This is a genomic window from Clostridioides difficile ATCC 9689 = DSM 1296 (genome assembly GCF_001077535.1).
GTDB classification, from domain to species: domain Bacteria; phylum Bacillota; class Clostridia; order Peptostreptococcales; family Peptostreptococcaceae; genus Clostridioides; species Clostridioides difficile.
Genome location: NZ_CP011968.1, coordinates 2686470 through 2700135, shown reverse-complemented (window position 1 = coordinate 2700135; position 13666 = coordinate 2686470). Strand labels below are relative to the sequence as shown.

The 13666-nt window shown below is 28.1% G+C and carries 11 protein-coding genes; 9 read left to right on the top strand and 2 right to left on the bottom strand.

All coding sequences use genetic code 11. The features are described from left to right. Positions 1 to 10 precede the first annotated feature (10 nt). The 5 genes from grpE to CDIF1296T_RS12980 all read left to right on the top strand — a co-directional run bounded on the left by grpE (position 11) and on the right by CDIF1296T_RS12980 (position 7245). Positions 11 to 631, top strand: coding sequence for a nucleotide exchange factor GrpE (gene grpE / locus CDIF1296T_RS13005; protein WP_004454752.1), 621 nt, complete (start codon positions 11 to 13; stop codon positions 629 to 631). Positions 632 to 722: 91 nt separating this feature from the next. Beyond that, positions 723 to 2570 (top strand): molecular chaperone DnaK, encoded by a 1848-nt coding sequence (gene dnaK, locus CDIF1296T_RS13000; RefSeq protein WP_003430934.1) that lies wholly within the window; start codon positions 723 to 725, stop codon positions 2568 to 2570. 210 nt (positions 2571 to 2780) lie between these two features. Then, the gene (dnaJ, locus tag CDIF1296T_RS12995; RefSeq protein ID WP_004454751.1) at positions 2781 to 3935 is read left to right on the top strand and encodes a molecular chaperone DnaJ; all 1155 of its coding nucleotides are present in this window, start codon (positions 2781 to 2783) and stop codon (positions 3933 to 3935) included. A 965-nt stretch (positions 3936 to 4900) separates the two neighbouring features. After that, positions 4901 to 5836 (top strand): ROK family protein, encoded by a 936-nt coding sequence (locus CDIF1296T_RS12985; RefSeq protein ID WP_003416574.1) that lies wholly within the window; start codon positions 4901 to 4903, stop codon positions 5834 to 5836. Between the two features lie 35 nt (positions 5837 to 5871). Next, positions 5872 to 7245, top strand: a complete 1374-nt coding sequence (locus CDIF1296T_RS12980) for an MFS transporter (protein ID WP_009897645.1) — start codon at positions 5872 to 5874, stop codon at positions 7243 to 7245. A 187-nt stretch (positions 7246 to 7432) separates the two neighbouring features. Here the strand turns inward: CDIF1296T_RS12980 and CDIF1296T_RS12975 are convergent, their stop codons facing one another. Together CDIF1296T_RS12975 and CDIF1296T_RS12970 are read right to left on the bottom strand one after the other, a co-directional pair. Beyond that, a complete protein-coding gene (locus CDIF1296T_RS12975) occupies positions 7433 to 8200 on the bottom strand; it encodes a PucR family transcriptional regulator (RefSeq protein WP_004454748.1) in 768 nt (255 codons plus the stop codon). 29 nt (positions 8201 to 8229) lie between these two features. Then, positions 8230 to 9339 (bottom strand): ABC transporter ATP-binding protein, encoded by a 1110-nt coding sequence (locus tag CDIF1296T_RS12970; RefSeq protein WP_004454747.1) that lies wholly within the window; start codon positions 9337 to 9339, stop codon positions 8230 to 8232. A 257-nt stretch (positions 9340 to 9596) separates the two neighbouring features. Here CDIF1296T_RS12970 and cas6 point away from each other — a divergent pair, with 257 nt between their 5' ends. From cas6 to cas5, 4 genes are read left to right on the top strand one after another with little or no spacing between them, the layout of a single operon-like run. Continuing rightward, the gene (gene cas6 / locus CDIF1296T_RS12965; protein ID WP_009897642.1) at positions 9597 to 10334 is read left to right on the top strand and encodes a CRISPR-associated endoribonuclease Cas6; all 738 of its coding nucleotides are present in this window, start codon (positions 9597 to 9599) and stop codon (positions 10332 to 10334) included. A 4-nt stretch (positions 10335 to 10338) separates the two neighbouring features. Then, the gene (locus CDIF1296T_RS12960) at positions 10339 to 11814 is read left to right on the top strand and encodes a hypothetical protein (RefSeq protein ID WP_004454745.1); all 1476 of its coding nucleotides are present in this window, start codon (positions 10339 to 10341) and stop codon (positions 11812 to 11814) included. 19 nt (positions 11815 to 11833) lie between these two features. Continuing rightward, complete coding sequence (locus CDIF1296T_RS12955; RefSeq protein WP_009897639.1) at positions 11834 to 12847, top strand: DevR family CRISPR-associated autoregulator; 1014 nt, start codon at positions 11834 to 11836, stop codon at positions 12845 to 12847. A gap of 15 nt (positions 12848 to 12862) precedes the next feature. Further along, positions 12863 to 13660 (top strand): CRISPR-associated protein Cas5, encoded by a 798-nt coding sequence (gene cas5 / locus CDIF1296T_RS12950; protein WP_009897637.1) that lies wholly within the window; start codon positions 12863 to 12865, stop codon positions 13658 to 13660. Positions 13661 to 13666: the final 6 nt, after the last annotated feature.

Sequence of the window (13666 nt, the reverse complement as noted above, 5' to 3'; positions counted from 1 at the left end):
GTGTAAAGTCTTGGATAAAAAAAATGAGCAACAGGAAGTAAGAGAAGAAAATGATACTTCTATTAACCAAGAATCGGAAACTCAAGTAGAGTTAGAAGAGGAAGTTGTTAATGAAGAATGTGAAACATCAAGTGAAAAAACTGATGAAAAAGAAGTTGATGATGAAAATGTAACAGATATAAATTCTAAGTTAGCAGAAAAAAAATTGCAGGATGAGTTGGATGAATTAAATGATAAATATCAAAGACTTCAAGCCGAATATGCAAACTACAGAAGAAGAACTCAACAAGAGAAAGAGACAATAGGCGTATTTGCAAATGAAAAAATAATAACTGAATTGATACCAGTTATAGATAGTATGGAAAGAGCCTTAGATGCATGTGAAGATAAGGAAGATACTATGTATAAGGGTATAAGCCTTGTACATAAACAATTAATAGACACTTTAGTAAAATTTGGAGTAGAAGAAATAGAAGCAGAATCTAAGGAATTTGACCCTAATCTACATCTAGCAGTTATGCAAGAAAGTGTAGATGGAGTTGAAGCAAATCAAATAGTAATGGTACTTCAAAAAGGATATAAGCTAGGAACTAAAGTTGTAAGACCTTCAATGGTTAAAGTTTCTTGCTAAGTATAAATTAAAGGTTAAATTATTTAACCTAATATAAAATATTAAAATAAGTAAAACTTAATTATATAATTACTCGAGGAGGATTTTAGTCATGGGAAAAATAATAGGAATAGATTTAGGAACAACAAATTCATGTGTTGCAGTGTTAGAAGGTGGAGAAGCACAAATAATAGCAAATAGTGAAGGTATGAGAACTACTCCATCAGTAGTAGCATTTACAAAAGATGGTGAAAGAATAGTTGGAGAACCTGCAAAAAGACAAGCAGTTACAAATGCAGATAAAACAATAACTTCTATAAAAACTCATATGGGAACTGATTATAAAGTAAATATAGATGGAAAATCATATACTCCACAAGAAATATCAGCAATAATATTACAAAAATTAAAATCAGATGCAGAAAGTTACTTAGGACAAACAGTAACAGAAGCAGTTATAACAGTACCAGCTTACTTTACAGATGCTCAAAGACAAGCAACTAAAGATGCTGGTAGAATAGCAGGGCTTGATGTTAAGAGAATAATAAATGAGCCAACAGCAGCAGCTCTTGCTTATGGTATGGATAAATTAGACCAAGAAAAGAAAATATTAGTATTTGACTTAGGTGGAGGAACTTTTGACGTATCTATACTTGAAATAGGAGATGGAACTTTTGAAGTTTTAGCTACAGCTGGTAACAATAGATTAGGTGGAGATGACTTTGACCAAATAGTAATAGATTATTTAGCAGAGGAATTTAAAAAAGCTGAAGGTGTAGATTTAAGAAATGATAAAATGGCTCTTCAAAGATTAAAAGAAGCAGCAGAAAAGGCTAAGAAAGAATTATCATCAACAATGAGTTCAAACATAAACTTACCTTTCATAACTGCTACAGCAGAAGGACCAAAACACTTAAATATAGATTTATCAAGAGCTAAATTTGAAGAATTAACTAGAGGTTTAGTTGAAAAAACTATGGAACCAACTAAGACAGCTTTACAAGATGCAGGACTTTCTACAGGTGATATAGATGATGTATTATTAGTAGGTGGTTCTACAAGAATACCAGCAGTACAAGAAGCTGTTAAGAAGTTTATAGGAAAAGAACCTCATAAAGGTATAAACCCAGATGAGTGTGTTGCAGCAGGTGCTTCTATACAAGCTGGAGTTTTAGCAGGGGATGTTAAAGACTTATTATTACTAGATGTTACTCCATTATCTCTTGGTATAGAAACTATGGGTAATGTAATGACTAAGATAATAGAAAGAAATACTACAATACCAACTAAGAAGTCTCAAATATTCTCAACTGCTGCTGATAACCAAACAGCTGTTGATATACATGTTCTTCAAGGTGAAAGAAGTATGGCTTATGACAATACAACTTTAGGAAGATTCCAATTAACAGATATACCACCAGCACAAAGAGGAATACCTCAAATAGAAGTTACTTTTGATATAGATGCAAATGGTATAGTTAATGTTTCAGCTAAAGATTTAGGTACAGGAAAAGAGCAAAAAATAACTATAACATCAAACACTAATTTATCAGAAGCAGAAATAGAGCAAAAGATAAAAGAAGCAGAAATGAATGCAGAAGCTGACAAACAAAAGAAAGAAAAAATAGAAGCATTCAATCAAGCTGAATCTACTATATATCAAACTGAAAAAACTTTAAATGAACTTGGAGATAAAATAAGTTCAGGTGAAAAAGAGGATATAGAAAAAGCTATAGCAGATTTAAAAGCTGTAAAAGATAATCAAGATGCTACAGCAGAAGAACTTAAGAAAGCTACAGATGAAGTAATGACTAAGTTCCAAAAAGTATCTCAAGAAATGTACCAAAAAGCAGCTCAAGAACAACAAGCGGCACAAGGTGCAGAACAAGCACAAGACAATGGACCTAAAGATGACAATGTAGTAGATGCTGACTTTAAAGAAGTAGATGAAGATAAATAAGCTATATAATATGTAACACTAAATGATAATTGGAACATATATGATTTGTGAAAATCATATAGATGTTAAAGATATATGGACAATATACATCATAAAGAATATAATATATCATAGATTATATAACTTAAAGTAGAATATAAGAATTAATGATAGCTTGTAGTTTATTATTCTACAAGCTATCGTTTTGTAAAATGAAGGTGGTGTCAATTTTTGAGTACAAAAAGGGATTATTATGAAGTCTTAGGTATCAGTAAAGGTGCAGAAGCTCAAGAGATAAAAAAAGCTTATAGAAAATTAGCAATGAAGTACCATCCAGATAGAAATCCTGGAGATAAAGAGGCGGAAGAAAAATTTAAAGAGATAAATGAAGCTTATGAAGTTCTATCTGATGATACAAAGAGAAAAACTTATGACCAGTTTGGACATGATGGGCTAAATGGTCAAGGCGGTTTTGGTGGTCAAGGAGGATTTGGCGGTCAAGGCTTTGGTGGTTTTGAAGATATGTTCGGAGATATATTTGGTGACATGTTTGGAGGAAGCTTCGGAGGTGGAAGAGCAAGAAGAAGAGGACCTCAACGTGGTGCAGATATAAGACAGAGTGTTACTATATCTTTTGAAGAAGCTGCATTTGGTAAAAAGATGTCTATAAAAGTAAATAGAAGTGAAGAGTGTGAAGAATGTAATGGAACTGGAGCAAAACCAGGAACATCAAAGAAAACTTGTTCAACTTGTAATGGAACTGGTCAAGTTAGAACTGTTCAAAGAACTCCATTTGGTAATATAGCAAGTTCAAGACCATGTAGTGCTTGTAATGGAACTGGAGAAGTGATTGAATCTCCATGTAGTAAATGTCATGGAACTGGAAATACAAGAAAAGTTAAGACTATAGAAGTAGATATACCTGCTGGTATAGATGATGGTCAAATGATAAAACTTTCTGGTCAAGGTGAAGTAGGAGAAAAAGGTGCTCCAAGAGGAGACCTATATATTGTAGTTAATGTTAAGTCACATCCACTATTTACTAGAGATGGAAATGATATTTATTTTGAAATGCCAATTACATTTGTTCAAGCAACTTTAGGTGATGAGATAGAAGTACCTACTTTGGATGGAAAAGTTAAATATAGTGTGCCAGAGGGGACACAAACTGGAACTGTATTTAGACTTAAAGAGAAAGGAATCCCTAGAATTAGAGGTAATTCAAGAGGAGACCAATATGTTAAGGTTGTAGTTGAAATTCCTAAAAAATTAAACGATAAGCAAAAAGAACTATTGAGAGAATTTGCGAAGGAGTGTGGGTCGAACGTCCACGAAAAGAAGAAAACCTTCGGACAAAAGATAGAAGATATGTTTAAGAAAAAGTAGTTAAAGTAGCCAATATATAATCATATTTTTAAAATCTTAGTTATTTATAAGATTGTCAAAGGAGATATTATGATTTTTATATTGGCTATTTTTGTATAAAAAATAAATGTGCATAAAATAAAACTGAATATAAATAATTTTCTGAAAAATACTTGTCCTAAAATATATAATGTGCTATAATATAATCAAATAAAAGAAAGGGGTGATTCCAGTGGGAACGGATGTGGCACTGCCAAATGATGAAGAAAACTTTATTGTAATATACAAAATAAAATTAGATACTTTTAGTGCTAGATTAAGTACTGGAAAAACTCATGAGCTGGGATAATTATTGTAATTACCTAGACTCAAACTTTTAGTAGTAAAATAGTAATATTATATAGACAAGGTATCTAATTTTTAAATCTTTTGTATGAATTAAAATTTTTATAAAGGGTATATCTGATTAGAATGTAATTAGGGAAACCTAGTTGTGAATTACTTTTAGTATATACATGTGTAAAGAAATATGTATATGGTATTGGTTATTGTGCTAGATGTGTATGTAAAGAAATATGTGTCTAGTTGGGTATATGTAAAGAAATATACTTATAATCTATGAAAAATTTTTAGTATAAATTGCTAAAACATTGAGATTGTTTTTTATAGAAAGTTAGTTTATACCAACTAAAAATGTGCTTAAGATTTGTTTGATGTTTAATTATAAATAAGGTTGTAGATAAAAAAATAAGTAAAGACAAAGGTTTAAAATACTTGCTTTAAATATAGTTTGTTTTGAACACTTGCCAAATTAAAATAATTAATAAAATAGACATCTTCTCATAGTAAAATATACTGTGAGAGGATGTTTTTGCTTTGTTCATAAACTTTTATGAAAAATTTGCATAGTGTCACATTTTAATATACTATATATATAATAAAATATAGATAAAATTAAATGATTCAAAAGAGAAAGGTGAAAAGAGATGTATTATATAGGTGTAGACATAGGAGGAACAGGTATACAAGCAGGAGTAGTTGATAACTATGGGAAAATAATTTTTAGGTCAGAGTGTAAAACAGTAATTGAAAAAGGATTTGAAGGAATACTTAATGACATAAAAATAATGATTTATAAGTTGTTGGAAGATAATAAACTTACTATGAGTGACATAAAATCTATTGGATTTGGTGTTCCAGGTTTTATAAATAAAGAAGGATTAGTAACTTGTGTAAATTTAAAATGGAATAAAAAAGCTTTTAATAAAGAGTTAAAAAGAAGATTTCCAGATGTTGAAATTCATGGAGAAAATGATGCAACAGTAGCAGCACTTGGAGAAGCAAAGTTTGGAAGTATGAAAGGTGCTAATGTTGGAGTATTATATACTTTAGGAACTGGTGTAGGTGGAGGAATAGTAATTAATCAAAAAGTCTTTTCTGGAGCACATGGATTGGGTTCAGAAATAGGTCATCAAATTATAGGAGAAAACTATTTTAATTGTAATTGTGGAAATAATGGTTGTGTAGAAACTTTTTGTTCAGCAACTGCAATTATAAAGTATTCTCAAAAACTGATAGAAGAAGGAGAAAAGAGTAGGATTTTAGATTTGGCAGAGGGAAATTTAGAAAATGTAAATGCAAAGATGGTGTTTGATGCATATAGAGAAAATGATTTAGTGGCAATTAAAGTAATAAATAGATTTAAAGAGTATTTAGCAAAAACTTTTGCAAACACAATAAATTCTTTAGACCCAGAAATTATATCTATAGGAGGAGGCATTTCTAAATCTAGCGATATAATACTTGATGGAATAGAAGATTTGGTAAGAAAATTTGTATTATACAAAACAGAAGATATAGCTACAATTACATGTGCAACTTTAGGTTCAGACGCAGGAATTATAGGAGCAGCTTTTTTATAATGTAAATGAACTGCTTATTGGAGGCGTGATGATATATGGGTAAAACAAATGCTAGAAGAACGCTTTTTTTGATAGCAATAGGTTCAGGAACTATGCTGAATCCTCTTAATTCTTCTATGATTTCACTTGCTTTACATAGTATACAAAATGATTTTCATATTAGTTTTACAACTGTATCTTGGATTGTTTCAGCATTTTACCTAGCTAATGCTATTGCACAACCAGTTTCAGGTAAGATAGGAGATTTAATAGGTAGAAAGGTCTTATTTTTGAGTGGTTTGATGCTTGTAATTTTATCAGCATCCATAGTACCACTTGTTCAATCATTCTTTATATTGATTTTTATAAGAGTAATTCAAGCAATTGGAACAAGTACCCTATATCCATCTGGAGTTGCTCTTATACAAAATAATATAAAAGAAAGACAATCTTCTGCATTAGCAGTTCTAACCATTTTTGCTTCAACTACAGCAGGATTAGGTCCGACACTTGGAGGATTATTGTTGGACTTAGGAGGATGGCATGCTATATTTCTTGTAAATATACCTGTTGTTTTGGTTTCTATATGCCTAGGGTATTTTTTATTCCCAAAAGAAGTAAAAGAAAAGAAATCTATAAAAGAAACTTTAAAAAATGTTTTGTCAAGATTAGATATTATTGGCATACTTCTATTTTCAATTGCAATGATTTTTATATTACTATTTTTGCTATCTATGAAGGAATCTTTTAACTTAGAACAACTTGTATTTGGTATAATACTGATGTGTCTTTTTATTTGGCATGAATTGAGAACAAAATTGCCATTTATAGATATTAAGCTTTTTGTAAGTAATCCTAAATTGTCAAAAGTTTACTTGCAATTTATTATATTAAATTTCTTTAATTATATTTTGTTTTTTGGTCTTCCTAGTTATTTTCAAGATGCCTTACATTATAGTGCAAAGTCGACTGGATTATTTATGCTATTTATGTCTGGTATAGGTATATTTATATCTCCATTAACTGGAAAATGGATAGATAAATCTGGAACTAGATTTCCTCTTGTTACATCATCAATCTTTATGTTTATTAGTGCAGTACTTCTTTCAGTAGTTTTTATCCATATACCTGTAATAGGAAAGGGTATTATATTATCATTAGCAGGTATTAGTTATGGAGTTGGTAATGTAGCCCTGCAATCCTCTATGTTTGAAGAAAGTCCTCGTGACAGTATAGGGACAGCTTCTGGTCTGTTTCAAACTAGTCGTTATTTAGGTTCTATTTTAGCAACTGTTTTACTTGGAATGGTATTTGAAGTAAATATAACATCAGAACAATTTCAGATATTAGGTTATGTTATGGTGGTCTTAGGTACAATAAGTTTTTTATTAAATTTTATATTAAAGAAAGAATTAAGAAAAGTAGAATAGTGGATTTATGGATTTAATAAGTCTAATAACTGATAAGTTTAAAAATATTGTTTGTAAAACATAACTGGTTTGATATTTATTAATTCTAAGTTTTGAAGCATAGAGTACTCGATAAGTATACAATATTTTGAATTAAAATTAAGCAGAAATTTGAACTAGTCTTTCAAATCTCTGCTTAATTTAGTGGTTAAATTTTTTTATAGAGAAAATAAGATTTGACACTTAGATAAAAAATCATTGCATTTTCAAAATTCTTTAAATCAAACCCAAGTATCTCATTAATCTTTTCCAATCTATATACTAGCGTGTTTCTATGTAAAAACATACTAGTAGATGTCTTAGAAATATTTAAATCATTATTTATAAATTTTATTCCTGTATATAGAAGTTCTTCATCAATAGATTTAATCTTATTAAAATCTATTAATTTATTGAGTATATTATCCTCATTAATTAAATCTAAAGTTTTATATCTAATAAGGTCAAACAAATTTAAAAACTTATTTTCAGCGTTGTCTTTTATAATATGAGGTAGTAAATCAGAACATAACTGTAATCTAAAATCAAAATCAGCTTTACTATCTAATTTACCAAGATAAAAAATATAAGTACTTTGATAAGTTTCAGTTTCAATTATATTTTGTGTAGTTACATTAATATCTAAGTTATATTTAGAATTTACTATAAAAAAACCATTGTGTTGTATTATATTTATATCTTCAAATAAATTATAAAAAATATTTTTTAGATATTCAAAGTCTATATGAGATTGGTAAATTAAATAAAAGTTGCCTTTTAAATTATCAAGATTATTTTTATCTAGAAAATCAATAACATAAATAGCATTATTGAAAGTAACTAAATGGCTACTAGCATCTAACTTTTGGTTTTCATATGGATAGATATTTATTTTTTTATTAAGCTGTCTTTCTAAAAAATCTTTTAACTCTTCCATAAAGTCTCCTTAAAAATAAGATTATATTCTTATCTTATAGCTAAAGTAGTTTCTTTGTCAAATATGTGTACTCTACTATTGTCAACTGAAAGTGTTAAGTCATCACCAACATTAATTCTGTTTTTACTGTCAAATCTAATTGTTATCGTATTTTCTCCTAGTTTTAAGTGAGCATAAGTTTCTGCTCCCATAAGTTCTTTTATTTCAATTCTTGATTTAAAACAAGTATCTGGATTAGATTTAATAAAAGTATCTTCTACATGAATATCTTCTGGTCTGATACCTATAACAACTTCATTATTAATATAATTGTCTTTTATTAAATCATAGTGTTTTTCTTTATTCAATTTAAGCTTAATATGTTCATTTTGTGCATAAATTTCATCATTTTCTTCTATTAATATTACATCAATAAAATTCATCTGTGGTGCTCCAATAAATCCTGCAACAAATATATTAGCTGGATAATCGTATACATCTTGTGGAGTTGCAATCTGCTGAACTACTCCATCCTTCATTACTACGATTCTATCAGCCATAGTCATAGCTTCAACTTGGTCGTGTGTTACATAGATAAATGTAGTTCCAAGCTGTTGGTGTAGCTTAGTTATCTCTGTTCTCATAGCAGTTCTAAGTTTTGCATCTAAGTTGGATAGAGGTTCATCCATTAAGAATACCTTAGGATTTCTAACTATTGCACGTCCTAAGGCAACCCTTTGTCTTTGTCCTCCAGATAATGTTTTAGGTTTTTTATTTAAAAGAGGTAGTAAGTCTAATATTTTAGCAGCTTCTTTAACTTTTTTGTCTATTTCATCTTTAGGCAATTTTCTAAGTTTAAGTGCAAATGCCATGTTTTCGTAAACAGATAAGTGGGGATATAAAGCATAGTTTTGAAAAACCATAGCTATATCTCTATCTTTTGGTTCTATATCATTGACAAGTTTATCTCCAATGTATAGTTCTCCTTCAGAGATTTCTTCAAGACCAGCAATCATTCTAAGTGTAGTCGATTTACCACAACCAGATGGTCCTACTAAAACGATAAATTCTTTATCTTTAATGTCTATATTTATATTTTTTACTGCATTAAATCCATTTGAGTAAAGTTTTGATATATTTTTTAAAATTACTTCTGACATAATATCCTCCTTGATATTTAAATTTTAATTATATAGTATCAAATTTTTTTATTATATTAAATGTGTAAAATGACTAAATGTATTTGTTTAATATGTATATTTAGTTTTTAGCAAAGAATAAAACTAACAGTAAAATATATTTAAAAAATTAAAAAACAAAATTAAATGTATTATCAAAAAATCATTTTATGATATGTTTTATTTTTATATTACAAATAGAGAATAATGAATTATACTAGAAAGTAGGAGGTGAAAATATGAGCAGAATTTCAATTTTTATGGAATCATGTAATGGCAAATTTCCAAATGAAAATTCAATGTTGTCGGTTTCCTTTATAAAAAATATTTTAAATGCAGAAAATAAAGATTTTGCTAAAAATATATTTAACTATGGGGAAGAAAGAAAAAACAATAAGCAAATAAAGGATATAAATACAGCCATTTACATACCAAATCTTATAAGAAGCAAAAATGAGTTACTTGTTGATGGAGATATAATATTCAATATAAGTTTTTATAATTATTCTATGTTCAGTAAATTATACAATGGAATTTTAAAAGTAAAGGAGCTAGAATATAAAGGTTATAGATTTAAAATAAAAAATATAAAAATACATAAAGAACACGAGATAAAAGAAAATGGTGTTATATTTAAAACTATGTCTCCTATAATAGTAAAGAATAAAGAAGGTAAATATTTAGATGTAGAAGATTCAAATTATATAGAATGTTTAAACTATATAGCTAATCTAACTCTGGAGAGTGTAAGAGGTAGTGGGCTTAGAAAGCCATTGGAATTTATACCTCTTAACTTCAAAAAAAGAGTGTTAAAAGAAAAGATTCGTGGATTTAAAGTGAGAGAATTTTACTATATAAATGCTTATGCAGGAACATTTTTTTTAAAAGGAGATATGGAAGATTTAAATGCACTGTATAAAATGGGAATTGGATATAGAAGGACGGAAAATGCAGGAATGGTTGATATATTAAAGTAGCGAGGTGAGAGAAATAAAAGCTAAATTTTATAGATCAGGTGATATTGTAAGAGATATTGGCATTGTTTACTTTTATGAATTACTAATGGATTTAAAAAACGAACTAGAAAAAAATGATTATAAGCTAAAATTTACTTGTGAGCTAAATAGAAATTATTTATCTTTAGAATCTGCAGAATATATAGACCCTAAGTATATATCTGATTATATATTAGAAAATCAACTTTTTAAGGTATTTAAAAATGGGAAAAAGGAAACCTTAGAAAAAATATTTAGTAATATAGATAATTTAACGTATGTAAATTTTATTGAAGAATTGGATAAATCTTCTGCAACTGCTAAACAAAAGGAAGATATTAAAAAAGATTTTAAAAACAGGAGGTTTCCATATGTTAGAAATAGTGGTAAGTATGGACTAAACACGAGTTTAGAAAATATGGAAACAAATGTAAAAAGAATAGTAGATACTGTAATTAAATCAAATATAGAGATAGATGAAATAGATAAACTTGATTTGACACAATATGAAGAAAAAGATAGTGTATGTAATGTTTGTAATATAAATAAAACAACAAAACTAGATATTGATTTAAGAGAGCGAAAGGACTCTAAGTATAACTTTTTATTTAGAGGTGCAGAAAAATCAGGCTTTAAAAGAAGTGGACAAGTTGAAAGTAATATTTGTTTTGAGTGTGAATTTTTCAACTTAATGTGTCTTTTATATATAAATTTAAAAAGACCAATGGTTTTTGCATATACGAATGATTTAAGAGAATTAGCATTTTTAAATCATAAGATAATGCTTAAAAGAAAAATGTATTCAGATAAATCATTTTATAAAAAACTTTTGCATGAAAAAATAAGTTCAATTAGACTATATAGATTTGATATTGTTAAGAATAAAGGTATAATTCTAAAGTTTGACTCTATTATAGAGTATAAAGAATTATTAAAAAAAATTGAACTTATAGATATTATAGATAATTATAATTTCTCAAGGGAGCCAGTAAACACTAAAAATTTAGGTAAAAAAATGATTGATAATGGGAATTTATCAAATTTAAAAGAATTATTACTTGATAATATAAGTTTTTTAAAGCAATCAACTGGAACTTCTCGAGAAATGGATTTTGTATCTAGCTCATATAATATCGGTTTATATATAAAATTGTGTTGGATTGTAGATGGAGGGGAGGAGTATAAAATGAAAAACTATATGGAAAGTAATTTAATATATTCAAGAGTAGGTAAAGACTTATTTAATAAAATGACAGATGAATCCAGAAGAAAAAATTTTTCTATGAAAGTGATTCAACTACTTAAGTCTAATGATAGAACTCAGCTATTTCAAACTATAATGCATGTGTTAGTTTCTAATGGAATCTTAATAGGAGAAGGGTTTGTAGAAGGTCTAATGCAGAGTTCTGAATTAGAATTAAATACGAATGTAGGTCTATTTATTCAAGAAATCATGAAATAAAAAAGGGGGAAAATTTAAAATGAATGAAAAAAGAGTAAAAGGAGTAACATTAACTATACTGACAGAAAGCCCAGTTCCACTTTCATATGACCAAGGGTATGGAAATTATACACCAATAAAAAAAGAACAATATAGAGAAAAAATACATGCAAAAACTAGTATAGCCACAATAACATATGATTTAAGAAGAATGCTCCACCAAGAATATGGTTGGAATTTAAGTAATATTGTTTTTGGAAAAAAAGGAAATATATATCCATCTATTAAGAAAAATGTAGGATGTGTAGATGAAAATGGATTAGAGACTGATGTATTTGGTTATTTGATACCACTTAAAGATAAAGGTTCTATAAGTAAAGCTTCTCCACTTAGAATAATACCTTTTAGGTCATTAAATCCATATAAAGGTTCAACACAGCTAATAACAAATAGAGGTTTTTTAAGTAGTGAATTTGGTAGAAAATATTATGATGAGAAGGAAGAAAATGAAGTACCTAGAGATGAAAACTTTCCAACATCACAAGCATTAGCAATAGAAGAGACTTTATCAGATTACTACGTTTATACAATAACATTGGAGCTTGATAGAATAGGAGTAGTAGAAGTAGAAGATGGAAAGTTACTTTTACCAGAAGAAAGAAAATTTATGAGTAAGGAGTTAAGAGAAAAAGCAGTAAAAGATATATTAGATGCAATTACTGTGTTTACAAGAAACATAAAACATTCATCAGTACTATTAAAACCACTTGCAGTAATGGGTGGAGCTTTTGATAAAGTTGTACCGTTTTTTTGGGATGATGTAGATTATAATGCTGATAGTGGTGAGATAAATTTAGAGGGAGTTATAGAAACTATAGAAAGTTATAGTCTTAAAGAAAGTAATACAATACTTGCTATCAATGACAGATTAAAAATTTCTAATAAAAAGGAATTAAATAAGTTTAATTTAAGTAAATACCCTGTAAAAGAGATTAAAAATCTAGCAGATAGATTGGAAATTGGAGAAGATAATATGTGGTATTTAAAAGAGTAGGAGGTTTTTTGAATTATGAAAGTATTACAATGTAAACTTAAGCAACCAACTGCTCACTATAGAGACCCAAAAGTATTTCAAAATGAATATATAAGTACTTTAAATTTACCATCTAAGACCACAATAATGGGAATGATAACGTATTTATGTGATAGAAGATTAAACTCTGATATAGATATAGGAATAATTGGAACACATCATCATAGAGAACTAGAATTTTCAAGAGGAGAGAACATTGATTTTTGGAATGAATATACAAATATGAGAAAAGGCAAAGATAAAGAAAAGTTTTTGCTTCAAGGAAACTACTATGATTACTATAAAGAACATAAAGCTCAAAATAGCATATTAAACTATGAAGTTCTTAAAGAAGTAGAATTGACTATATTTATTTCTTGCAAGGATGATGAAGAACTTGAATTTATTAGAAAAAAGCTTGAAAGTCCATGTAAATATGCAAATTTAGGAAGAAAAGAAGATTTTGTAATACCAAGTGAAAAAGGGTGTTTTGTAAAAGAAGTTGCGTTAAAAGAGGTTATACCTATGAATACTCGTGATGCTATAAAAGAAAATATAAAATTAAAGAATACATATGTAAGAGTTGACTTAAGAGATAAAGAGAATGTCGAGACTATAATAAATCAAGGTGTATTGATTGCATTGCCTCATAAATATAAAGATTTAGAAGCAAATAGAGATGATAGAGTTTATGAGTTTTGCCATTATATATATGTTGATAATGATGGTATATATCCTAAAAATATTAAGGTAAATGTATGTATTGATACAAAAGAAGTTTTTACATGGCTTTAAATTATT